Source organism: Streptomyces sp. NPDC107522, assembly GCF_055657525.1.
In genome coordinates this window covers 660,920-682,747 of sequence record NZ_JBVKAU010000003.1, presented here as the reverse complement: position 1 = coordinate 682,747, position 21,828 = coordinate 660,920, and the positions used below count along the sequence as shown (strand labels likewise).

General features: G+C 70.2%; 21 protein-coding genes and 1 pseudogene. 13 read left to right on the top strand and 9 right to left on the bottom strand.

What is annotated here, in order from left to right:
- Nucleotides 1-49 precede the first annotated feature (49 nt).
- Nucleotides 50-1,744, top strand: coding sequence for a LuxR C-terminal-related transcriptional regulator (locus ACZ7L6_RS13290; protein ID WP_471923118.1), 1,695 nt, complete (start codon nucleotides 50-52; stop codon nucleotides 1,742-1,744).
- Here ACZ7L6_RS13290 and ACZ7L6_RS13285 read toward each other — a convergent pair.
- The 4 genes from ACZ7L6_RS13285 to ACZ7L6_RS13270 all read right to left on the bottom strand — a co-directional run bounded on the left by ACZ7L6_RS13285 (nucleotide 1,669) and on the right by ACZ7L6_RS13270 (nucleotide 4,597).
- Nucleotides 1,669-2,682: an EamA family transporter gene (locus ACZ7L6_RS13285; RefSeq protein WP_471923116.1), complete on the bottom strand. Its 1,014-nt coding sequence runs from the start codon at nucleotides 2,680-2,682 to the stop codon at nucleotides 1,669-1,671. The two genes, ACZ7L6_RS13290 and ACZ7L6_RS13285, sit on opposite strands and share 76 nt — an antisense overlap.
- Nucleotides 2,679-3,446, bottom strand: a complete 768-nt coding sequence (locus ACZ7L6_RS13280) for a methyltransferase domain-containing protein (RefSeq protein WP_471923113.1) — start codon at nucleotides 3,444-3,446, stop codon at nucleotides 2,679-2,681. The genes ACZ7L6_RS13285 and ACZ7L6_RS13280 overlap by 4 nt, the downstream gene beginning before the upstream one ends.
- A gap of 84 nt (nucleotides 3,447-3,530) precedes the next feature.
- The gene (locus ACZ7L6_RS13275) at nucleotides 3,531-3,737 is read right to left on the bottom strand and encodes a DUF397 domain-containing protein (RefSeq protein WP_471923401.1); all 207 of its coding nucleotides are present in this window, start codon (nucleotides 3,735-3,737) and stop codon (nucleotides 3,531-3,533) included.
- An 8-nt stretch (nucleotides 3,738-3,745) separates the two neighbouring features.
- On the bottom strand, nucleotides 3,746-4,597 hold the full coding sequence (locus ACZ7L6_RS13270; protein ID WP_471923110.1) for a helix-turn-helix domain-containing protein: 852 nt from the start codon (nucleotides 4,595-4,597) through the stop codon (nucleotides 3,746-3,748).
- Nucleotides 4,598-4,821: 224 nt separating this feature from the next.
- Between ACZ7L6_RS13270 and ACZ7L6_RS13265 the strand changes: the two are divergent.
- Nucleotides 4,822-5,234 (top strand): annotated as a pseudogene (locus ACZ7L6_RS13265) (ATP-binding protein).
- A gap of 1 nt (nucleotide 5,235) precedes the next feature.
- Here the strand turns inward: ACZ7L6_RS13265 and ACZ7L6_RS13260 are convergent.
- On the bottom strand, nucleotides 5,236-5,907 hold the full coding sequence (locus ACZ7L6_RS13260) for a class I SAM-dependent methyltransferase (RefSeq protein ID WP_471923107.1): 672 nt from the start codon (nucleotides 5,905-5,907) through the stop codon (nucleotides 5,236-5,238).
- A gap of 199 nt (nucleotides 5,908-6,106) precedes the next feature.
- On the opposite strand from ACZ7L6_RS13260, the gene ACZ7L6_RS13255 reads away from it, so the two are divergent.
- On the top strand, nucleotides 6,107-6,796 hold the full coding sequence (locus ACZ7L6_RS13255; RefSeq protein ID WP_471923105.1) for a hypothetical protein: 690 nt from the start codon (nucleotides 6,107-6,109) through the stop codon (nucleotides 6,794-6,796).
- A gap of 100 nt (nucleotides 6,797-6,896) precedes the next feature.
- Here ACZ7L6_RS13255 and ACZ7L6_RS13250 read toward each other — a convergent pair whose 3' ends face one another.
- Nucleotides 6,897-7,127, bottom strand: coding sequence for a hypothetical protein (locus ACZ7L6_RS13250; protein WP_471923102.1), 231 nt, complete (start codon nucleotides 7,125-7,127; stop codon nucleotides 6,897-6,899).
- Nucleotides 7,128-7,485: 358 nt separating this feature from the next.
- On the opposite strand from ACZ7L6_RS13250, the gene ACZ7L6_RS13245 reads away from it, so the two are divergent.
- From ACZ7L6_RS13245 to ACZ7L6_RS13205, 9 genes are all read left to right on the top strand, one after another.
- Entirely contained in the window at nucleotides 7,486-8,706 is a 1,221-nt protein-coding gene (locus ACZ7L6_RS13245) for a M20 family metallopeptidase (RefSeq protein WP_471923399.1), read from the top strand.
- 162 nt (nucleotides 8,707-8,868) lie between these two features.
- Nucleotides 8,869-10,026 (top strand): RNA-guided endonuclease InsQ/TnpB family protein, encoded by a 1,158-nt coding sequence (locus tag ACZ7L6_RS13240; RefSeq protein ID WP_471923099.1) that lies wholly within the window; start codon nucleotides 8,869-8,871, stop codon nucleotides 10,024-10,026.
- Between the two features lie 240 nt (nucleotides 10,027-10,266).
- Nucleotides 10,267-11,313, top strand: a complete 1,047-nt coding sequence (locus tag ACZ7L6_RS13235; RefSeq protein ID WP_471923096.1) for a BMP family lipoprotein — start codon at nucleotides 10,267-10,269, stop codon at nucleotides 11,311-11,313.
- 322 nt (nucleotides 11,314-11,635) lie between these two features.
- On the top strand, nucleotides 11,636-12,688 hold the full coding sequence (locus ACZ7L6_RS13230) for a BMP family lipoprotein (RefSeq protein ID WP_471923092.1): 1,053 nt from the start codon (nucleotides 11,636-11,638) through the stop codon (nucleotides 12,686-12,688).
- Between the two features lie 269 nt (nucleotides 12,689-12,957).
- On the top strand, nucleotides 12,958-14,535 hold the full coding sequence (locus tag ACZ7L6_RS13225) for an ABC transporter ATP-binding protein (protein WP_471923088.1): 1,578 nt from the start codon (nucleotides 12,958-12,960) through the stop codon (nucleotides 14,533-14,535).
- Nucleotides 14,535-15,659: an ABC transporter permease gene (locus tag ACZ7L6_RS13220; RefSeq protein WP_471923085.1), complete on the top strand. Its 1,125-nt coding sequence runs from the start codon at nucleotides 14,535-14,537 to the stop codon at nucleotides 15,657-15,659. Before ACZ7L6_RS13225 ends, ACZ7L6_RS13220 begins: the two co-directional genes overlap by 1 nt.
- Nucleotides 15,656-16,933, top strand: a complete 1,278-nt coding sequence (locus ACZ7L6_RS13215; RefSeq protein WP_471923081.1) for an ABC transporter permease — start codon at nucleotides 15,656-15,658, stop codon at nucleotides 16,931-16,933. The genes ACZ7L6_RS13220 and ACZ7L6_RS13215 overlap by 4 nt, the downstream gene beginning before the upstream one ends.
- Nucleotides 16,930-17,337 carry a cytidine deaminase gene (locus ACZ7L6_RS13210; protein ID WP_471923078.1) on the top strand — a complete coding sequence of 136 codons (408 nt, stop codon included), beginning with the start codon at nucleotides 16,930-16,932 and terminating at the stop codon, nucleotides 17,335-17,337. Before ACZ7L6_RS13215 ends, ACZ7L6_RS13210 begins: the two co-directional genes overlap by 4 nt.
- A gap of 94 nt (nucleotides 17,338-17,431) precedes the next feature.
- Nucleotides 17,432-18,709 carry a thymidine phosphorylase gene (locus tag ACZ7L6_RS13205; RefSeq protein ID WP_471923074.1) on the top strand — a complete coding sequence of 426 codons (1,278 nt, stop codon included), beginning with the start codon at nucleotides 17,432-17,434 and terminating at the stop codon, nucleotides 18,707-18,709.
- Nucleotides 18,710-18,771: 62 nt separating this feature from the next.
- Here ACZ7L6_RS13205 and ACZ7L6_RS13200 read toward each other — a convergent pair whose 3' ends face one another.
- A complete protein-coding gene (locus ACZ7L6_RS13200) occupies nucleotides 18,772-19,692 on the bottom strand; it encodes an AEC family transporter (protein WP_471923070.1) in 921 nt (306 codons plus the stop codon).
- Between the two features lie 173 nt (nucleotides 19,693-19,865).
- Here ACZ7L6_RS13200 and ACZ7L6_RS13195 point away from each other — a divergent pair, with 173 nt between their 5' ends.
- On the top strand, nucleotides 19,866-20,252 hold the full coding sequence (locus tag ACZ7L6_RS13195) for an STAS domain-containing protein (protein ID WP_471923068.1): 387 nt from the start codon (nucleotides 19,866-19,868) through the stop codon (nucleotides 20,250-20,252).
- Here ACZ7L6_RS13195 and ACZ7L6_RS13190 read toward each other — a convergent pair.
- Nucleotides 20,136-21,152 (bottom strand): sigma-70 family RNA polymerase sigma factor, encoded by a 1,017-nt coding sequence (locus tag ACZ7L6_RS13190; protein WP_471923066.1) that lies wholly within the window; start codon nucleotides 21,150-21,152, stop codon nucleotides 20,136-20,138. The genes ACZ7L6_RS13195 and ACZ7L6_RS13190 overlap by 117 nt on opposite strands.
- A 194-nt stretch (nucleotides 21,153-21,346) precedes the next feature.
- Nucleotides 21,347-21,718 (bottom strand): ATP-binding protein, encoded by a 372-nt coding sequence (locus ACZ7L6_RS13185; RefSeq protein ID WP_471923063.1) that lies wholly within the window; start codon nucleotides 21,716-21,718, stop codon nucleotides 21,347-21,349.
- Nucleotides 21,719-21,828 lie beyond the last annotated feature (110 nt).

Genomic DNA, 21,828 nt, shown 5'->3' with positions numbered 1-21,828 from the left:
CGCTTGTTACCCTCTGACCTGCGAGGTTGGCCGAGGTGAGAGGCGGGTCGTGGCGGCTGCCGGACATGACGACGACACTGACGCTGCGCCGAGCAGGGCAGAGACGCTCCGTCGCCAGGCCGAGCGGGCCTTCCGCCACGGCCGGGCCGACGAGGCCCACCAGATCGCAGTCCGGGCACTGACCGAGGCCGGGCGGACCTCGGACTCCCGCGCTCTGCTCCTGGAACACCTCGGCCGCTACCTCGACGCGGGAAGCACCAGCGGGGAGCACGACTACTTCGAGCAGTCCCTCGCCGAACTGGGACCGGACGCGCCGCCGCACGAGCGGATCCGGGTGCTGTGCTCCTCCGGCCTCGCCGGGCTGCGGCGGGGCCGTACCGAAGACGGCGTACGGCAGCTGCACGAGGCCGCGGAGCTGGCCTCCGAGGCCGAGGACACCGAGCTGGAGACCGTCGTCTGCACGGTCGCGGCCGAGGCCGCCCTCACCTTGGGCCACCTCGACGAGTCCCTGCACCGCACCCGCCGCGCCCGCCGGCTGGGCATCGAGTCCCGGCAGCACCACCTGGTCGTGCGCTCCTACTTCAACGAGGCCCGCGCCACCTACCTGCGCACCGGGAACGTCGCCGACGCCGCCCGCATCCGCGGCGCCGGCCTCGCCTACGCCACCGAGCACGGCGAACTGGCCACCGAGGAGGGCAACACGCTGCGCCTGGCCCTGATCGAGGACCTGATCGAGGCCGGCCGCTGGCCCGAGGCGGACGACCTGCTGAGCGAACCGGCAGCCTACGAGCGGCACGGATCCCTCAACGAGGTCGAGGAGGCGCTCGTCCGGGCCTGGCTGCTCAGCTGGCGCAGCCGGGACGCGGTCCCGGCACCTTCGCTGGTACGGCTGGTGGCGACCAGCAGCCCGCTGCACGAGGCGTACTTCCTCAGCCTGGCGCTCGCCGCGGCGGCCCGGCTCGGCGACCACGCGGCCGTCGAGGAGCTCACCGGCCGCGCGCTCCACCTGGCCGGCGGCCACCTCGCCCCGCCCAGCAGCGGCCTGTACGTCATCGACGCGCTCGCCTCCGCGATCCACGCCCAGACGACCGGCCCCCGGCCGCCCATGCTGCACCCCGACACCGCGCCCGACCGGCTGCTGGAGACCCTGGAGAGCGTCTACACCCGGGTACGCCACCATGTGGCCGCGCCCTACGAACTGACGGACGGGGTGGCGGCCGTGGCGCGCGCGGAAGCGGCGCGTGCCGGGGCCCGCGCGCAGGACGAGGCGGGGCACTGGGACACCGCCATCTGGGTCTTCCGGCGCACCCATGCCCGGGCCCGCCTGGTCCACGCCCTGCTGGGACGGGCGGCCGGGTACGGACCGGGTGACGACCGCGCGACGGCGCTGCTCGACGAGGCGGAGCGCATCGCCGTACCCATGGGCGCGGAGCCGTACCTCGAACGGATCGGCGCGCTGCGGACCGCGGATCCGCACCGACCGCCCCCGGCACCGCCGACCGACCTGACACCACGCCAACGCGAGGTGATCGCCCGCCTCGCCGAGGGACGCACGGACCGGGAGATCGCCGGGGAACTGCGCCTGAGCGTCCGCACGGTCAACGCGCACGTCGCCCAGCTCCTGACCAGACTCGGCGTACGCAACCGTGCGGAGGCCGTGGCGTGGTACTACCGCTCCGAGGACGGGCGCGGTGCCGAGGGACGGGGTGCCGACGGACGGGGTCCGGAACGTACGTCGGGCTGACCCACCGCCGGCCCGATCGCCGCCGGAGCCGTCGCCGCAGGCCCGGCCGGTCTCGGCGTATCGCTCCTCGTGCCGCTGCGGCAGGCCGCCGTACCCGCCACGCACACCAGCACCACACCGGCCAACTGGCCGGCGTCCGGGGTCTGGGCGAGGAGGAGGAAGCCGATGCCGGTGGCGACCGCCGGTTCCAGGCTCATCAGCGTGCCGAACGCACCCGCCGTCAGGCGGCGCAGCGCGAAGAGTTCCAGCACATGCGGGGCGATCGGCAGCAGCACCGCGGCCAGCGCGGAGACGGCCAGCACATGCGGGCTCCACCAGTCCGCCTCCGCCCCGCCGACCGCCACCGCTCCGGTGCACAGGGCCGCCACGGCCGTGGACAGCGCGACGCCCTGCTGGCCGGGCAGCCGGTCGCCCACCCGCTGGGTCAGCACGATGTAGCCGCCCAGCCCGGCCGCGGCACCCAGCGCGTACCCGATCCCCGCCCAGTCCGCGGACGCCTCCCAGGGCCGGGTCAGCAGCAGCACCCCGGCCAGCGCGAGCAGCGGCCACACCAGGTCGGCGCGTCGTCGCGACCACACGACGGCGACCAGCAGCGGCCCCGTGAACTCCACCGCGCTGACCGTGCCCAGCGGCAGCCGGTCGATCGCCTGGAAGGAACACAGGGTCATCACCGCGCTCGCGCAGCCGAGCGCCGCCGCCGCGGCCAGGCCGCGACGGGGCAGACGGCGGATCCGCGGCCGGGTCCACACGAGCAGCAGCACCGCCGCGCAGCTCAGCCGCAGCCAGGCCGTACCGGCCGGTGACATCCGGTCGAAGAGCGGGACGGCGAGCGAGGCGCCGGTCTGCACGCTGACCATGGCGCAGACGGTGGCGGCCATGGCGGGCGCGGCCGTACGGACGGGCGAGGCGGCGGGCGCTGTGGGCGCGGCGGAGGTCATGCCGGGACGGACGCGTACGCGGCGGTCGCGCGGACGAGGAACGCGGTCTCCGCGTAGAAGAACTCCCCGTCCCGCGCGGCCCGCTCCACCGACGCCGTCCACTCGTCGATCTCGGCGACCGACAGCGGCCCCGTGCCGTTGAGCGCGCGTTGCCGCAGCGCCGCGGCGATCTGCTCCACCCGGTGCCGGGCGAACCCCGTCAGCTCCGTCCCCACCGTCACATGCGTGCCGACGTGCTCCACCTCCAGCAGGCTCTTGCGCACCAGAGCCGCCGCCTTGCGCCCCATCCAGGCGTCGCTGAACTCCATCCACTCCTCGGGGAACTCGGCCCATCCGTGGCACACGGCACGGGTCAGCTCCGGGTCTCCCGCGCGGATCACCAGCGCGTCGTAGTCGGTGTGTGAGATCACCGCCGTACCGCCCGGCCGCAGCAGCCGGGCCACCTCGTCGATCAGCGCCGCCGGGTCGCGCAGGAACTCCAGGACGTCGTGGCAGACGACCGCGTCCATGCTGCCGACGTCGTACCGGGTCGGCTTGTTGAGGTCGTGCACCTCGATCTCGACGTCCCCGCCCAGCAGCGTCCGCGCCGCCGCCACGGCCTCCGGATCGACGTCGCACCCGTGAAGTAACGCCCCGGGCGCCCGCCCCGCCACGGCCTGCAGCGTCCCGCCGGCCCCGCACCCGAGGTCCAGCACACGCTGTCCGTCGACCACGTCCAGGCTCGCGGCCAGCGCACGGTGTATCGAGTGACCAGGCATGGGCATGAGAAGTTCCTCCACAACTCGGTGATGAGCAGCACCGGTTCTGTTTCTACGGGTGCTGGGGGAGGAGCGCTTCGGTAGTTCTACCTAGCTGTGATCACTTGGCCGGAACTCGCCCTTCAGGGCATCGATGAAGGGGGTGAAGGCTGCGGTGGGGACGGTGAGGGTCCCGTGGGCCGGGGCCTTTGAGTCGCGGATGGCTATGTGGGTGCGGCGGTCTGAGATTTCCACGCAGGAGTTGCCGTCCCCGCCACCGGAGTAGGACGACTTCCGCCAGTTGTCGGGAGCGCTCACCATGTGCCTCACAGGTCTTGGGCCACCTTGTGGATCAACTCACGCGACCGATCGGGGTCGAGTGACGCAGCTTCTACTCTACGGAAAAGCGTTCGAAAGACGCCGAGTTGGGCTTCGGAGTCGATGAACGTCGTGCCGTGAGGGCCGTCGCGCATCACGGTGTCCAGTCTGGGTACGGCACCGCCCGCCAACATCATGGCCGTCCAGGACCCGCCAAAGCCGTCCAGGTCGAACGGGATGACCCGCACGGTCACGTGGTCCGCCTCGGAGAGGTCGAGGAGGGCGGCGAGCTGAGCCCGGGAGGCGGGGCGGTCGCCGATGCGGATGCGCAGTGCCGCCTCGTGGATGACCGCTTCGTACAGTGTCGGGTCGGGGCCTTCGAGGATGGCCTTGCGCTGCATGCGGTGTCGTACTCGCAACTCCAGCTCGTCGTCGGGGAGTTGGGGAATGCGGTCGGAGAAGATCGAGCGGGCGTAGTCCTCCGTCTGGAGTGGGCCGGGGATGTACAGGAACTGAATCTCTCGCAGAGATGTGGCGTGGTGCTCCAGTTCGGCGAGATCGAGGAACGGCGTGGGTAGCTGCCACCGGTACTCCTCCCACCAGCCCCGGGTCCGGTCGGTCGCCATGACTACCAGAGCCTCGACCAACTGGTCATCCGAGCAGGAGTAGTTGGCGACGAGGCGGCGCAGGCGCTTCTCGCTCACTCCCGAAAGGCCTGACTCGATCTGGCTGATCTGGACGGAACTCACGCCGAGCAGGGCCGCTGCCTCGCGGGCACTGAGACCTGCGGCGTCACGAAGCCTGCGCAGTTCGACCGCCAGTCGCATCTGGCGTGCTGTTGGTTCGCGCCTGGTGCCCATCGACTGCTCCTCGATCCAACGCGCTTGTAGGCGCGACTCGTTCGGGCGTCAGATTACGCGATCAGCTTGCTGAACCGAAAGTTTCAGGTCTACCGTCAGTGATGCGACGCACACGTTGCGGAACGCCAGGACCCCGGAAGCGCACCACTCCGTCCTGCCATGACGGCTGCGGCACTGCCACCGGCCCCTCCCCCCAACTCCCCTCTGCCGAAAAGGAGTCACCCATGCCCGAAAACGAACCCGCAGAACCATGGGAGTACACCCTCAACATCCCCAACGACCCCCGAGCCGTCCCCATCTGCCGTCGCACCCTCCGCCTGATCCTCACCATGCACGCCTGGTCACCCTCGCCGACACCGCCGAACTCCTCGCGACCGAGCTGGTCGGCAACGCCGTACGCCACACGAAAGGACCCGCCGCCCTACGGGTGCGCTGGTCGGCGGGTGTGCTGCGGATCGGGGCGTGGGACGCCGACCCGGAACCGCCCGAACCGCCGAGGTCGCCGGATCAGCCGGCCGAGCTGGAGGACGGGCGCGGCCTCGCACTCGTCCGGGCCTGCGCCGACCTGTGGGGGTGGCAGCCGCTGTCCCGGCACGGCAACCGGGGCAAGTACGTCTGGTGCGAACTGGCCACGTAGCTCACGGCCGCTTGCGGGCCAGGACGAACGCGCGTGGCCGCCTCTCCTCGCCGAACGGTTCGCGCAGGATGCGGGCCTGGAGCTCGAGGTCCGCCTTGGCCAGGTGGGCGGCGACCGCGTCCGGGGTGCGCCAGTAGTAGTCGAGCGAGATCTCGTGGCCGAAGCGCTCCGCGAGGTGGACGTGCTCCTCGTCGCCGTCGGGTGAACCGGACTGGAACCCGAGGAGTACGTGGCCGCCGGGCACCAGGACGCGGTGGAACTCGGCGAACGTGGCGGTGAGGTGCTCGGTCGGGATGTGGATGATCGAGTACAGCGCGACGATCCCGCCCAGTGTCTCGTCCGGGAGGTCGAGGGACGTCATCGAACCCACGTGGAACCGCAGTTCAGGGTATGCGCGGCGGGCCAGGGCCACCATCTGGGGCGAGATGTCGACGCCGAAGACCGGCAGGCCGAGGGTGTGGAGGCGGGCGGTGATGTAGCCCGGCCCGCTCCCGAGGTCGGCGACGGGCGCCGGGGCGTTGTCGCGGGCCAGCTCGGCGAAGGCGGTGACCAGGGAACGGTCCAGGGGAGAGCTGTCGGCCAGCCAGTCGGGGAAGGCCTCCGTGTAGGCGGGGGCGATCGTGTCGTACGAGGCACGGGTGGATCGGAGGAACTCCGGCTGCGCGTCGGTCACGGGGGCACTCTAAGGGGGTGCGGCATGGGTCAGGGCTTCGGTGTCGGACTCAGCCCCCGCGGTTCGCAGAGCTCTGCGACGCGGGCGTGCCGCGTGCGGGACCTGTTGGCACGGACCGTCCCTCTGACGATCTGTCGAAACCCCGTCTCCCTCGGTAACGTATCGGCCAGTTGACCGAACCACGCTCCAAGGAACCCAGTTGAGCACACCGGGCACCCCGCAGAACGGCACCATGCCGCCTCCGCCCTCGTCCCCGCCGCCCTCCCCGGGCGGTTCGTCCGGGCAGCCCGCCTGGGCCTGGTGGGTGGTCGGCATCGCGATTCCGTTTCTGGGCATCGCGGCGACACTGCTGTCCGTCCTCAGTAACAACTCCGACGACTCGGGCGACTCCGGGGCGAGCGGTGCCCCCTCGTCCACGGTCGCGCAGCAGAGCTCTCCCGCGGCGTCCGGCAAGCCGGCGGAGGGGGCCGGCGGGCAGGAGGAGACCAGCGCCGTGCCCTCGGCGGCAGTCCTGTTCGGCCCCGAGGAAGTGGTCGTGAACTCGACCTACGGCGCCTCCGGGTACCTTGACCTCGACTTCGCCCCACCGCAGGTGCTCCCCCAGTCCACCGACAGCAGCGACATCGCCTTCGACCCCACAGCCGTCGAGCCGGTCGACGTCGAGGGGCAGATCGCGCCCCTGCCGACGGGCGGCGGCGAGCCGAGCGAGGCTCAGTGCCTGACCCAGCTCCAGAAGAACCAGCTGTCGGAACTCGACCTCGCGCGGGACGTCGCCTTCTGCGCGCAGACCGGCGAGGGTCGTACCGCGTATCTGCGGGTGATCAGCGCCCCGGTGGAGGGTGAGGGGAAGGTCCGTCTCAAGGTGACGGTGTGGGACCTGCCGGAGTGATCCCGGCTCCCCGGTTCGAGGCCGACCGTGCCGGGACGGCGTTGCCCGGCACGCTCTGTCGGTGCTCCTGAGCCTTCCGTCGCCGGATAGCCGGCCCGTGTCAGGGGTCCTCGGGTCGCCAGGTGAAGCCGTCCAGGGAGCCCGGCCGCGCTTCGTCGGCCGTCCTCCGTGGACGGCGGCGACGACGGGCCAGTGACACGACGGCCACCAGCAGCCAGCCCGCCAGGATCATCGCGACGAGCAGCCCCAGGACCAGGCCCGCGGTGCCCAGCAGGCCGAATTTAGTCAGCACCCAGGGGATCTGCTCCTCCCCGCAGCCGCATGCATTCATGGGGAGAGGGTGCCCACGGTCGTCCGGCCGGCCGCCCCGCGTGGCGTAAGCGTCGCACGGCGGTGATGATTCCGGGATCCGGGCCCGCGCCCTCCCCGGCGCGATCCCGACAAGTGAACACAACCGACGGTTCTGTTCGCGGCGTGGTATGCGTGGAGGTGTGGATGGCTGGCATCGTCACTCTCCGTCCCCGTCGATCGCATGATCGACTCGGCCGAAAGTCGCGCGAGTTTACCCACCCAAACCGATACCTATGCGTCGGGCGGCCAGATTTTCTTCCCCAAACGGGTTGAACTTTTGTTGATCGAGGGTCAGTTGGCCACCTCGGCGTCCTACCCTTCAGAGGGTGAACAAGTTGATGTCCCCAGAGTCCGAGGCCGACAAACCCGGGGAAGCCGTCCTTCCCGGCACCCTGCCGGAGGCGCTCCGTGCCGAACTCGTCGAGTTCCGGCGCGACTTGCACATGCACCCGGAGCTCGGCAACCAGGAGTTCCGTACGACCGCCGCGATCAAGGCCCGCCTGGAGAAGGCCGGCCTCCACCCCCGCGTGCTCGCCATCGGAACCGGGCTCATCTGCGACATCGGGGAGCCGGACGGTGAGCGGCCCGTCCTCGCCCTGCGCGCCGACATCGACGCCCTGCCCATCCCGGACACGAAGAGTGAGTGCCCGTACCGCTCGACCGTGCCCGACCGGGCGCACGCCTGCGGGCACGACGTGCACACGACCGTGGTGCTGGGCGCCGGGCTGGTCCTGGCCGAGCTGCTCCGGCGCGGGCAGCTGCCCCGCCCCGTCCGGCTGATCTTCCAGCCCGCCGAGGAGGTGCTCCCCGGAGGCGCCGCCGACGTCGTCGAATGCGGGGTGCTCGAAGGGGTGGGTCGGATCCTCGCCGTGCACTGCGATCCCAAGGTGGACGCGGGGAAGATCGGGCTGCGGGCGGGTGCGATCACCTCGGCCTGCGACCGGCTCGAGATCGCCCTCGACGGGCCCGGTGGCCACACCGCTCGCCCCCACCTCACGACCGACCTGGTCACCGCCGCCGCCCGGGTCGTCACCGACGTCCCCGCGCTCGTCGCCCGGCGTACCGACGCCCGCAGCGGCCTCGCCGTGACCTGGGGCCGGATCGAGTCCGGCCACGCGCCGAACGTCATCCCGCAGCACGCCGAGCTCGAGGGGACCGTCCGCTGCCTCGACCTCGACTCCTGGCGGCAGGCGCCCGATCTCGTCGTCGCGGCCATCGACGAGATCGCCAACCTCCACCGCGCCAAGTCGGAGATCAACTACATCCGAGGCGTCCCGCCCGTCGTCAACGACCCCGACGCGACCGACCTCCTCCGCGACGCCATGACCGCCCGCCGCGGCCCCGACGCCGTCGAGGGCACCGAGCAGAGCCTCGGCGGCGAGGACTTCTCCTGGTACCTCGAGCACGTCCCCGGCGCCATGGCCCGCCTCGGCGTCCGCACCCCCGGCGACCGCATCGGCCGCGACCTGCACCAGGGCGACTTCGACGTCGACGAATCGGCCATCGCGGTGGGGGTGGAGCTCTTCACCGCGGCGGCGCTGCTGGACGCGGGGCTGTAGCCGACGTAGACGTCTCACCGCGCCTTCAGCGTGGTCAGGCCTGCACGCTCGTCTGTTTGACGCCGATTGAAAGTCGAACTCGCATTCGAGATGTCGCTGGATGTGGGTGTCGGCTTTCGAAAGTGGCTCGCCTGTTCGGTGCTCGCATCTACGGTCTGTCACGTGAAGCTGGTGGTGCAGGTCAAGCTTGTGCCGACGCCGGAACAGGCGTCGGCGCTCGAGGCGACTCTGCTGGCCTGTAACCGGGCCGCTGCGTATGTCTCGGGCGTGGCGTTCGAGAAGGGCATCAAGGACCGGGCTGCCCTGCAGCGTGCTGTGTACGCGGATGTGAAGACGGCATTCGGACTGTCGGCGCAGCCGACGGTCCGGGTGGTGAAGAAGGTTGTGGATGCGTACGCCGCGCTGCGGGCGAAGCTGAGGGCGGGATTGCTGGGTGCGCCGACGTCCAAGCGGTATCGGGAGGCAACCAGGCGTCCGGTTGGCTTCCGAACTGAGGCGGCACAGCCCTTCGACGACCGTTGCCTGTCCTGGCAAATGGATGCGCGCACGGTGTCGATCTGGACGGTGCGCGGACGGGCAAAGGGCGTGCGTTTCGCCTGTTCGCCGGATCAGCTCAAGCTCCTCCAGCAGTGCCAGAAAGGCGAGAGCGATCTCGTCCAGCGGGGTGGAAAGTGGTTCCTGCTCGCGACCTGCGAGGTTCCCGCCCCGGTTCCGTACGAGCCGGTGGGCTTCATCGGGGTGGACCGCGGCATCGTCAACCTGGCCACCACCTCCGATGGCTCCAACTACCAAGGCGGACGTCTGTCGCGCTATCGGCGTTGGCAGGCCCGCAAACGAGCTGAACTGCAGAAGAAGGACACCCGCTCGGCGCGGCGGCGCCTTGCGCGTCGGTCCGGAAAGGAAAAGCGCCATGCCACCCATATGAACCACCGGATCAGCAAGGAGATCGTGTCCATCGCGCAACGCACCGGGCGCGGGATTGCCGTTGAGGTACTTGACGGCATTCGCGAACGGGTACGGCCACGACGCGATCAGCGGGAAGCGTTCTCCTCCTGGCCGTTCCAACAACTCGGACAGCACTTCGCTTACAAGGCCCAGCGGGCCGGGGTGCCGTTCGTGGAGGTGGACGCGGCCTACACCTCGCAGCGCTGTCCGCGCTGCGGCCATACCGAGCGGGCCAATCGGCCCAGCCGGGACCGCTTCTGTTGTCGTCGGTGTGGGCTCGCTGGCCCGGCCGACGTCGTCGCCGGGGTGAACGTGCGCAATGGCGCACGCTCGGCGTGGGTATTCGTCACCATGCCCGTCCCGTCACCGTCGTAGGCGGAAGGCGGGAGATGCGACCCGTGACCGTCCTGTCGTAGGGGGCAGTCGGGAGCGCGACAAGGTGTGAGCAGCGCCTAGTGTCACTAGGCTGTTCACGACCGAGAAGGTGACAAGGACGTAACCGGCGGCACGAATGGATAACGTCCAGCGACACCCCGTTCCCAGGAGTGTCTACGCGCGTTAATGTGCGCCGAACTCAGCACCCACTGCGGGGCTTGGAGAATGGGGAACTTCACGATGCGTCGGATATCCAAACTGACCCGTGTCGCGGTGGGGGTCGCGTCGCTCGCGCTCGCTGCCACGGCGTGCGGTGGTACCAGCGGTGACAGCGGCAGCGACGGCGGCGACAAGAACCTGGGTCTCGCCATCGCCTATGACGTCGGCGGCAAGGGCGACCAGTCCTTCAACGACGCCGCGTACTCCGGTCTGGAGAAGGCGAAGAAGGAGTTCGGCTACAAGACCGCCGACATCGAGCCCACCGAGGGTGAGACGGACGCCGACAAGGAGCAGCGCCTCGCCTCGCTGGCGAAGCAGGGCTACAACCCGGTCATCGGCGTCGGCTTCGCCTACGGCCCCGCGATGGAGGCCGTGGCCAAGAAGTACCCGAAGACCACCTTCGGCATCGTCGACTCCGTGGTCGAGGGCGACAACGTCGCCTCCCTCGTCTTCGCCGAGGAGCAGGCCTCCTACCTGGCCGGCGTCGCCGCCGCCAAGGCCACGAAGACCAACGTCGTCGGCTTCATCGGTGGCGTCGACGTGCCGTTGATCCACAAGTTCGAGGCCGGCTACAAGCAGGGCGTCCAGGACACCAACCCCAAGGTCAAGGTCCTGTCGCAGTACCTGACGCAGACCGCCGAGGAGGGCGGTTTCGCCAGCCCCGACAAGGGCAAGGCCGCCGCGGAGGGTCAGATCGAGAAGAAGGCCGACGTCGAGTACGCCGCCGCCGGTCTGTCCGGTCAGGGCGTCATCGAGGCCGCCGCGAAGGCCAAGGTCTGGGCGATCGGTGTCGACTCCGACCAGTACAAGCAGGCCGCCCTCGCCAACTACAAGGCCTCCATCCTCACCTCCGCCCTCAAGGACGTCGGCGGCGCGGTCTACGCGCTCGCCAAGTCCGTCCAGGACGACAAGCCGCTGACGGGCACCCAGACCTTCGACCTGAAGGTCAACGGTGTCGGCCTGTCCGAGTCCAACCCGGAGTACGCGAAGATCCCGGGCCTCGCCGACGCCGTGAAGACGGCCAAGGAGAAGATCATCGCGGGCGAGATCAAGGTCAAGACCGAGTAGTCACAGCGGCTGTGCACCGGTGACAGCCGTGCGGCGGTGACATCTGTGAGGCGGGCGGGCACCCGAGGGTGCCCGCCCGCCTCGCCGTTCCCGGACGTCCGCGCTCCACGTCACCCACCGCCACCCTCCCTTTGCTGTCGGCAAGCCCTTGGTCAACGCCCCGCGTGCAGTTGGCCACGGGCGGATAACAAGGTGAACAGAAGGGGTGTTCCGGCCGGTCTACGCGCGTTACTCTGCAGCGAAAGCCAGCGCCGTAGCTGTGAAGCTGTCCCGAGCTGTACCGTCCGGCGCTTGGACGCCAGTACGACAGGAGCACCAACACATGCGCCGGATTTCCCGGATCACGGTCGCAGGCGCAGCGACCGCCTCTCTGGCCCTCGCGCTCTCCGCCTGCGGCGGCACCTCGACGTCCGCGTCGTCGTCGGACTCGAAGGGCGGCGACAAGGGTCTCGCCATCGCGTACGACGTCGGCGGCAAGGGCGACCAGTCCTTCAACGACGCCGCGTACGCGGGCCTTGAGCAGGCGAAGAAGGAATTCGGCTACAAGACGGCCGACGTGGAGCCCACCGAGGGTGAGACGGACGCCGACAAGGAGCAGCGACTGGTGTCGCTGGCCAAGCAGGGCTACGACCCGGTCATCGGTGTCGGCTACGCGTACGCCGCCGCCGTGAAGGGCGCCGCGGAGAAGTTCCCGAACACCACCTTCGGCATCGTGGACGACTCCACGGTCGAGGCGAAGAACGTGGCCGACCTGGTCTTCTCCGAGGAGCAGGCCTCGTACCTGGCCGGTGTCGCCGCCGCCAAGAGCACCAAGACGAACACGGTCGGCTTCGTGGGCGGCGTGGACATCCCGCTGATCCACAAGTTCCAGGCCGGCTTCGAGCAGGGCGTCCAGGACACCAACCCCAAGGTCAAGGTCCTGACCCAGTACCTCACGCAGACCGCGGAGGAGGGCGGCTTCTCCAGCCCCGACAAGGGCAAGTCGGCCGCCGAGGGCCAGATCGAGAAGAAGGCCGACGTCGTCTACGCGGCCGCCGGTCTCTCCGGCCAGGGCGTCATCGAGGCGGCCGCCGCCAACAAGGTGTGGGCCATCGGTGTCGACTCCGACCAGTACAACCAGGAAGCGCTCGCCAAGTACAAGGACTCGATCCTGACCTCGGCGATGAAGGACGTCGCCAAGGCGGTCTACAACCTGGCGAAGTCGGTCGAGGACGGCAAGCCCGCGACCGGTATCGTTCGTGGCGATCTGAAGACCGGCCAGGTGAGCCTGTCGAACTCCAACCCGAAGTTCGCGGACGACGCCGAGGTCCAGGAAGCCATCAAGACGGCCAAGGAGAAGATCGTCAGCGGCGAGATCAAGGTCAAGACGAGCTGAGCACAGCAGGGGGTGTCCCATGGCCGCCGGCAGGATCCGTGCGACACGCCCTCACACCCTGAGCAGCGGTAACCCAGGGGTTACGTCCGCTCAACGGGGTACGGGGAGGCTTTCCCAGCGGGAGTCCTTCCCCGTACCCCGTTGTCGCGGTGCGTCGGCCCCTTTTCAGGCCATAGGGGCGCTACGCGCGTAGACGACCCCCGTCCCCAGGAGAGTGCGCCATCAACGCGTCCAGCAGCCCTCCGGCCGGCGCGGCGGTCAACGGTCAGGTGACCGCCGTCGAGCTCGCCGGGATCACCAAGCGATTCCCGGGCGTCGTGGCCAACCACGACATCCACCTCAGCGTCCGCAAGGGCACCGTCCACGCCCTCGTCGGCGAGAACGGCGCCGGCAAGTCGACGCTGATGAAGATCCTCTACGGCATGCAGAAGCCGGACGAGGGCACCATCGCCGTCGACGGTGAGCAGGTCAGCTTCTCGTCGCCGGCCGACGCCATCGCCCGCGGCATCGGCATGGTGCACCAGCACTTCATGCTCGCCGACAACCTCACCGTCCTCGAGAACGTGGTGCTGGGCAGCGAGAAGCTGTACGGCATCGGCGCCAAGGCCCGCAAGAAGATCAAGGAGATCTCCGAGCGCTACGGCCTCGGCGTCAAGCCCGACCTCCTGGTCGAGGAGCTCGGTGTCGCCGCCCGCCAGCGCGTGGAGATCCTCAAGGTCCTCTACCGCGGCGCCACCACGCTGATCCTCGACGAGCCGACCGCCGTGCTCGTGCCGCAGGAGGTGGACGCGCTCTTCCAGAACCTGCGCGAGCTGAAGTCCGAGGGCCTGTCGGTCATCTTCATCTCCCACAAGCTGGGCGAGGTCCTCTCCGTCGCCGACGAGATCACCGTCATCCGCCGCGGCACGACCGTCGGTACGGCCGTCCCCTCCGAGACCACCCCGCGCCAGCTCGCCGAGATGATGGTCGGCAGCGAGCTGCCCACGCCGGAGACCGCGGAGTCGACGGTCACCGACCGTCCCGTCATCGCGGTGGAGAAGCTGCGCCTGGAGGCGGCCGGCGGCAAGGCCCTGCTGGACGACATCACCTTCACCATCCACGCGGGCGAGGTCCTGGGCATCGCCGGCGTCGAGGGCAACGGCCAGACCGAGCTGGTCGACGCGCTGATCGGCCTGAAGTCCGCCGACTCCGGCACGATCACCCTGATCGACGAGGAGATCACCGGCTGGACCACGCGCAAGCGCCGCGAACAGGGCATCGGTTACATCCCCGAGGACCGCCACCGCCACGGCCTGCTCCTGGAGGCCCCCCTCTGGGAGAACCGCATCCTCGGCCATGTCACCGAGAAGCCCAACGCCAAGGGCGTATGGCTGGACCCGAAGGCCGCGCAGCAGGACACGCGCCGCATCGTCGAGGAGTACGACGTCCGTACCCCCGGCATCGACGTCACCGCGGCCTCCCTGTCCGGCGGCAACCAGCAGAAGCTGATCGTCGGCCGCGAGATGAGCCACAAGCCGCGCTTCCTGATCGCCGCACACCCGACCCGCGGTGTGGACGTCGGTGCGCAGGCCGCGATCTGGGACCACATCCGTGAGGCCCGCCGTGAGGGCCTGGCCGTGCTGCTGATCTCCGCCGACCTGGACGAGCTGATCGGCCTGTCCGACACGCTCCGGGTGATCTACAACGGCAAGCTGGTCGCGGACGCCGACCCGGCCACCATCACCCCGGAGGAGCTCGGTTCGGCCATGACGGGTGCCGCGACCGGGCACCTCGAGCACGAAGAGACGACCCCCGAGACTCCTGACCTCCGCAAGTCTCCCGAGTCTGGTGAAGACGAGGCCCGCTGATGAAGAAGTTCGACAAGGAGCGCGTGCTCCTCGCGGTGGCCGGACCGGTCATCGCGCTCGCCGTGGCCTTCGTGCTGAGCGCGATCGTGCTGCTCGCCTCCGGCAAGAACCCGGTCGAGCCGTTCGCCGTGATGTTCGAGCAGGCCACGTTCTCCGACATCCAGGTCCTGATCATCAACCAGGCCTCGATGTACTACATCGCGGCCCTCGCGGTGGCCATCGGCTTCCGGATGAACCTGTTCAACATCGGCGTCGACGGCCAGTACCAGCTCGCCGCCATGATGACCGCCATCGTCGGCGCCCACATGAACCTGCCGGCCGCGATCCAGGTTCCGCTGCTGCTTCTCACCGCGCTGTTCACCGGCGCCTTCTGGGCCGGCATCGCCGGTGTCCTCAAGGTCACCCGGGGCGTCAGCGAGGTCGTCGCGACGATCATGCTCAACGCGATCGCGACCTCCGTCATCGCCTACCTGTGGCTGCCGAACGTCTTCGGCGTCAAGGTCGGCAACAACAACACCACCGGCGAGATGCACGAGTCCGGCTGGGTCCCCGGCATCGACATGGGCGACGCCGGCGAGATCTACGGCCTGGTCTTCCTCGCCGTCCTGCTCGGCATCGGCTACTGGGTCGTCCTCAACCGCACCCGCTTCGGCTTCGACCTGCGCGCCTCGGGCGCCTCGGAGACGGCCGCCGCGGCCTCCGGCGTCGACCCCAAGCGCATGGTCCTCACCGCCATGCTGCTCTCCGGCGCCATCTCCGGTCTCGCGGGCCTGCCGATCCTGCTCGGCGACACCCACACCTACAGCCTGAACTTCCCCACCGGCATCGGCTTCCTCGGCATCGGCATCGCGCTGCTCGGCCGCAACAGCCCGGTCGGCATCGCGTTCGCCGCCCTGCTGTGGGCCTGGCTCGACAAGGCCTCGCCCGAGCTGGACTTCCACGGCTACGACAAGGAGATCGCGGTCATCATGCAGGGCCTGATCGTGCTCTCGGTCGTCGTCTCCTACGAGGCCGTACGCGAGTGGGGCCTGCGCCGCCAGCAGCGCCGGGTCGGCGCGGAGCTGGCCGCCGGGAACGTCCTCGGCGCCGACAACAACACCAAGAAGGAGGTGGCCGGCCGATGACCACCCCGCAGACTTCAGCGGTCGACGTCAACCAGCCCACGCTGCAGCCCGCGGCACCGACGGGCCGCCGCCTGTCCTGGCCCGTCCTGCTGCTGGTCATCGCCGGAGCCCTGGCGCTGACCTCGATCGTCCGCATCATCACCGGCGCGGACGGCATCACCAACGTCAGCCAGATGTCCACCGCCCTCCAGCTCGCCGTCCCGATCGGCCTCGCCGGTCTCGGCGGTCTGTGGGCCGAGCGCGCGGGCGTCGTCAACATCGGTCTCGAGGGCATGATGATCCTCGGCACCTGGTTCGGCGCCTGGGCCGGCTTCCAGTGGGGCCCGTGGACCGGTGTCCTGGTCGGCATCATCGGCGGCTGCATCGGCGGCCTGCTGCACGCCTTCGTCACCGTCACCTTCAACGTCAACCACATCGTCTCCGGTGTGGCGATCAACATCCTCGCCCTCGGCGCCACCCGCTACCTCGCGCCCCTCGCCTTCGAGGGCCACCCGGGCGGATCCGCCAAGCAGTCCCCGGCGGTCGACTCCCTCGGCCACTTCACCGTGCCGGGCCTGTCCGACGCGCTGCGGGACCTCAACAACCAGGGCTGGTTCTTCATCTCCGACATCGCGGGCCTGCTCGGCGGCCTGGTCACCAACGTCTCGTGGCTGACCCTGATCGCCGTAGCGCTGATCCCGGCGACCTGGTGGATCCTGTGGCGTACCGCCTTCGGCCTGCGTCTGCGCTCCTGCGGTGAGAACCCGGTCGCGGCCGAGTCCCTCGGCGTCAACGTCTACAAGTACAAGTACATCGCCGTGATCATCTCCGGCGGCCTGGCCGGCCTCGGCGGCGTCTTCCTGTCCATCGTGGCCAACCCCTTCTACCTGGAGGGCCAGGTCAGCGGCCGTGGCTTCATCGGCCTCGCGGCGATGATCTTCGGTAACTGGATGCCGGGCGGTCTCGCCATCGGCGCCGGACTGTTCGGCTACACCGACAGCCTCAACCTGCGCGGCGGCTCCGAGAACGTCCACGCCCTGCTGCTGCTCGGCGCGCTCCTGCTGATCATCGGCGCCATCTGGCTCGTGATCTCCAAGCGGTACGTCCAGGCCGCGATCACCGCGGTCGTCGGCGCCCTGGTCTTCGCCTGGTACGCCGGCACCAACGAGGTCCCGAACCAGGTCGTCTCCGCCACGCCGTACGTCATCACGCTCGTCGTCCTGGTGCTGTCCGCACAGCGCCTGCGGATGCCGAAGGCGGACGGCCTGCCGTACCGGAAGGGTCAGGGCAAGTGACCTCGGCCGCCTCCCACGACGTCGACTGGGACAAGCTGCGCGCGGCGGCCCGGGACGCCATGTCCCGCGCGTACGCCCCGTACTCCGGCTACCCCGTCGGCGTCGCGGCCCTGGTCGACGACGGCCGTACGATCACCGGCTGCAACGTCGAGAACGCCTCGTACGGTCTGTCGCTGTGCGCCGAGTGCGGACTGGTCTCGGAGCTGCACAACACGGGGGGCGGCCGGCTGACGCACTTCACGTGCGTCGACGGCAAGGGCGAGATCCTGGTCCCGTGCGGCCGCTGCCGCCAGCTGCTGCACGAGTTCGGCGGCCCGGACCTGCTGCTGGAGACCCCGGCGGGGATCCTGCCGCTGTCGCAGATGCTGCCCCAGGCCTTCGGGCCGGGCCACCTCACCCAGTAACTCCTGTGCGGCCCTTCTGAGTTGCGCCTGCGAGCCGCTCAGAGGGGCCGTGCCGTTTTTTCTGACATGTTCGGCCGGAAGGAAAGCCATGGCCATGGACGCAATCTCTGTCATCCGCACCAAGCGGGACCGCGGTGAGCTCAGCGACGAGCAGATCGACTGGGTCATCGACGCGTACACCCGCGGGGAGGTCGCCGACGAGCAGATGTCCGCGCTCGCCATGGCGATCCTGCTCAACGGCATGAACCGCCGCGAGATCGCCCGCTGGACGGCCGCGATGATCGCCTCCGGCGAGCGCATGGACTTCTCGTCCCTGTCCCGTCCGACGGCCGACAAGCACTCCACGGGCGGCGTCGGCGACAAGATCACCCTGCCGCTGGCGCCCCTGGTGGCGGCCTGCGGTGCAGCCGTCCCCCAGCTGTCGGGCCGCGGCCTCGGCCACACGGGCGGCACGCTGGACAAGCTGGAGTCGATCCCGGGCTGGCGCGCCCTCCTCTCCAACGAGGAGATGCTGCACGTCCTGGACACCACCGGCGCGGTGATCTGCGCGGCGGGCGACGGCCTGGCCCCCGCGGACAAGAAGCTGTACGCACTCCGCGACGTCACCGGCACGGTCGAGGCGATCCCCCTGATCGCGTCCTCGATCATGTCGAAGAAGATCGCCGAGGGCACGGGCTCCCTGGTCCTGGACGTGAAGGTCGGCACCGGCGCCTTCATGCGAACGCTCGATGATGCGCGCGAACTGGCCTCCACGATGGTGGGCCTGGGCACCGACCACGGCGTGAAGACGGTGGCCCTGCTGACGGACATGTCGACCCCCCTGGGCCTGACGGCGGGCAATGCCCTCGAGGTCCGCGAGTCGGTGGAGGTCCTGGCGGGCGGCGGCCCCGCGGACGTGGTCGAGCTGACGATCGCCCTGGCCCGCGAAATGCTGGACGCGGCCGGCGTGAAGGACGCCGACCCGGCGAAGGCCCTGGCCGACGGCTCGGCGATGGACGTCTGGCGGCGCATGATCGCGGCCCAGGGCGGCGACCCCGACGCGGAGCTGCCGGTGGCGCGCGAGCAGCACGTGATCAAGGCCCCGTCCTCCGGTGTGCTGACCCGCCTCGACGCCTACGACATCGGTGTCGCCGCCTGGCGCCTGGGCGCGGGGCGTGCCCGCAAGGAGGACCCGGTGCAGGCGGGCGCGGGCATCGAGATGCACGCCAAGCCGGGCGACACGGTCACCGAGGGCCAGCCCCTGCTGACCCTGCACACGGATACCCCGGAGCGCTTCGAGTACGCGCTGCAGGCGGTGGAGGGCTCCTACGACATCGCGGCCGCGGGGACGGACTTCACGGCTTCGCCGGTGGTGCTGGAGCGCATCGCCTGAGATGCCTGAGCGGGCAAGGGGCCGGGACCTTCGGGTGCCGGCCCCTTCTCGCGTGACCGGGCTCAGCCGAGCAGAGCGGCGACGACCACCAGCACCGGCACCGACAACACCGTCGACACCAGGATCGAGTCCCGCGCCAGCCGCTCACCCACCCCGTAACTCGACGCGTACGTGAACAGGTTCTGCGCGGCCGGCAGTGCCGACGTCACCACCACGTCCAGCAGCTCGGCGCCCCGCAGCCCGAAAACGCCCGCCGCCAGCGCCCAGGCCGCCGCCGGCTGGCCCATCGACTTCAGGGCGACCGAGAGCAGCACCGGAACACGGTCCGGGCCCCGGCCCGGCATCGTGCTGCCGCACAAGGAGATGCCGAAGGCCAGCAGGACCGCCGGGACCGACATCCCGCCGATCAGGGTCAGCGGGTCCAGGACGGGAGCCGGGATCTTCAGTCCGGTTGCCGACACCGCGACGCCCGCCAGCGAGCCGACCGCGATCGGGTTCCGCAGCGGCGTGAGCAGCCGCTGCCACAGCGGGCCCTTCTCGCCCTCGCCGGACAGGTCGAGGATCGTCAGCGCGACGGGGGTGACACCGACGAGCTGGAAGAGCAGGACCGGCGCCACCAGCGAGGCGTCGCCCAGGACGTACACCGCGATCGGGATGCCGAGATTGCCCGAGTTGACGTAGCTGGAGCACAGGGCGCCGATCGTCGTGCGGCCCACGCCCCAGCGCCGTACGACGCCGACCGCGACGAAGACTCCGGCGGCCGCGGCCGTGCTCAGCGCGGTGACCAGGAGCCGGCTGGAGAAGATCACCGACAGGTCGGTCTGCGCGAGCGTCGTGAAGAGCAGAGCGGGGGAGGCCACGTGGAAGGCCAGCTTGGTGAGAACCTCGCGGCCCTGGTCGCCCAGGTAGCCGCGGCGGCCGATCACATAGCCCACCCCGATGACGACCGCGATCACCGCGAACCCGGTCAACACCCCCTGCACGAAACCTCCTTGGCGGGGAAGGAGCCGCAAGGTATTCGGGGGTGCACTGATGGGTGTGGCATACAGGCAACCCTCTGGGGAAGACGGGGAGTGGGTCAACGTGATCTCGGTCGGCGGACACCCCGCGCGCAAGCGCGACGAGCAGCGGGAACCGGCGAGGGGCACCTGGTCCGATGAGTTACGCCCGTCCGCCCGGTCTACCGATCGTGGACGCCATGACACCCGCTGTACTCGTGCTGGCCGGCCCCGTCACCCGGGACGAGGTGGCAGGGCTGTGCGACGACGTGCGGGCGCTGCTGGAGGCCTCCGGGGCCGGAGTCCTGGTGTGTGACGTCGGGGGGCTCGGTCCGCCGGGGCTCGGCGTCGTGGATCTGCTGGCGCGGCTGCAGCTGGCCGCCCGGCGGGCGGGGGGCCGGATCCGGCTGCGCGACGCGGACCCCGCGCTACACGCCCTCCTCGACCTGGTCGGCCTCCGCTTCGAGGTGGAGGGGGAGCCCGAACAGCGGGAACCAGCGCTGCGTGTCGAGGAAGCAGTGGAACCCGGTGATCCGGCCGTCTGATATCTCCAGGACCTGCACCGCCCAGGGGCTGAAGCCGCCCTTCTCCGGGTCCGGCTTGTACTGGGCGAACCCCGGCAGCCCGTTGACCTGGACCGGCACCAGATGCGAGCCCGCGCAGGGGGCGCCGAGTGTCGTCATGAAGCCGGTGATGTCCTTGACGCCGGTCAGCCACAGGTCGAACGGCGGCATCGTCATGATGGCGTCCTCGTGCAGCAGGGCCGTCAGCGCCGTCATGTCGTAGCCCTCGAAGGCCGCGACGTACCGCTCCAGGAGCTTTTGCTGCTCCTCGTCCAGCGGGTCGGAGACGGCGGCGTCACCGCCCGGCTGCTGCTGCTCGGCGAGCGTCGCGCGGGCCCGCTGCAGCGCGCTGTTGACCGACGCGACCGTCAGGCCGAGCAGCTCGGCGACCTCGCTCGCCTTCCAGGCCAGCACCTCGCGCAGGATCAGCACCGCCCGCTGCTTGGGCGGCAGTTGCTGCAGGGCTGCCATGAAGGCGAGCCGCACCGACTCCTTGGCGACGGCCGCCTCCGCCGGGTCGTCGGTCGTGGGCAGCACCCGGCTGTCCGGCATCGGCTCCAGCCAGGTGTTGTCCGGCCGGGGCGAGAGCGCCGCCTGCGCGAGCGGCGTCGACTCCGTCAGGTCCATCGGCCTCGCCCGCTTGTTGCCGGCGGTCAGCATGTCCAGGCACACGTTCGTCGCGATGCGGTACAGCCACGACCGGAGGCTGGAACGCCCCTCGAACTTCTCGTAGCTCCGCCAGGCACGGACCATCGTGTCCTGCACCGCGTCCTCGGCCTCGAAGGACGAGCCGAGCATGCGGTAGCAGTACCCGGTCAGTTCGACGCGGTGCTTCTCCAGCCTGACATCGAGGTCCGTCGTCGTCGCCGTACCGTCGCTCATCGTCCACCCACCCCTGTGGCCGTATCCCGTGGTGCGCATCGTCGCGCCCACCACCTCGGAAGCTACCGCAGCCCACTGACAATGGCCCCCGGAGCGGACGAAAGCGCAGGTCAAATGGCCTTTCGCCGACACACCGCTGGGGCGCGCCCCCGTCCGAGGGCGCGCCCCAGCGGTGCTGTGGCGGTGAGGCGGGCTCAGGCGAGCGGAGCGCCGTTCAGCGGCAGGCCCTCGGTGGGCAGCACGTTGGTGGGCAGGACCTGCATCGGCACACCGCCGAGCAGCGCGGCCGCCACGCCGGTCGGGCCGCCGACCACGGCCTGCTCGGCAGCCGGCTGCGCGGCGGCCACCCCGGTGGTGAGCGCCTCCTGTCCCTGGGCCAGACCCGCGGTGGCGGCCGGCGTCGCCTGGGAGATGTTCTCGGCCGGGAGCGTCCTGGTCACGGTGTCCAGTGCCGCACCGGCGGCCTCCGGGCTGACCGGCGCGGCGTTCGCGGCGCCGGCGCCCGCGGCGGCGAAGGCGACACCGAGAGCGGCGACACCGAGGGTCTTGGCAGCAGACTGCTTCATGAAATGCGTCCTCGAAATTCGTTACGGGGTTGTGAGCGGTTCTCGACCGTAAACACGCCCCGCACACCTCCGCAAACATCGAAATGCGGACGGATTGTGAATGAGGTTCG

Excerpts from the sequence above, each read along its gene's own strand:
- ACZ7L6_RS13285 (WP_471923116.1), bottom strand. The coding sequence starts at position 2,682 with ATGACCTCCGCCGCGCCCACAGCGCCCGCCGCCTCGCCCGTCCGTACG.
- ACZ7L6_RS13280 (WP_471923113.1), bottom strand. The coding sequence starts at position 3,446 with ATGCCCATGCCTGGTCACTCGATACACCGTGCGCTGGCCGCGAGCCTG.
- ACZ7L6_RS13270 (WP_471923110.1), bottom strand. The coding sequence starts at position 4,597 with ATGGGCACCAGGCGCGAACCAACAGCACGCCAGATGCGACTGGCGGTC.
- ACZ7L6_RS13250 (WP_471923102.1), bottom strand. The coding sequence starts at position 7,127 with ATGAATGCATGCGGCTGCGGGGAGGAGCAGATCCCCTGGGTGCTGACT.
- ACZ7L6_RS13245 (WP_471923399.1), top strand. The coding sequence starts at position 7,486 with ATGTCCCCAGAGTCCGAGGCCGACAAACCCGGGGAAGCCGTCCTTCCC.
- ACZ7L6_RS13235 (WP_471923096.1), top strand. The coding sequence starts at position 10,267 with ATGCGTCGGATATCCAAACTGACCCGTGTCGCGGTGGGGGTCGCGTCG.
- ACZ7L6_RS13230 (WP_471923092.1), top strand. The coding sequence starts at position 11,636 with ATGCGCCGGATTTCCCGGATCACGGTCGCAGGCGCAGCGACCGCCTCT.
- ACZ7L6_RS13220 (WP_471923085.1), top strand. The coding sequence starts at position 14,535 with ATGAAGAAGTTCGACAAGGAGCGCGTGCTCCTCGCGGTGGCCGGACCG.
- ACZ7L6_RS13215 (WP_471923081.1), top strand. The coding sequence starts at position 15,656 with ATGACCACCCCGCAGACTTCAGCGGTCGACGTCAACCAGCCCACGCTG.
- ACZ7L6_RS13205 (WP_471923074.1), top strand. The coding sequence starts at position 17,432 with ATGGACGCAATCTCTGTCATCCGCACCAAGCGGGACCGCGGTGAGCTC.
- ACZ7L6_RS13195 (WP_471923068.1), top strand. The coding sequence starts at position 19,866 with ATGAGTTACGCCCGTCCGCCCGGTCTACCGATCGTGGACGCCATGACA.
- ACZ7L6_RS13190 (WP_471923066.1), bottom strand. The coding sequence starts at position 21,152 with ATGAGCGACGGTACGGCGACGACGACGGACCTCGATGTCAGGCTGGAG.
- ACZ7L6_RS13185 (WP_471923063.1), bottom strand. The coding sequence starts at position 21,718 with ATGAAGCAGTCTGCTGCCAAGACCCTCGGTGTCGCCGCTCTCGGTGTC.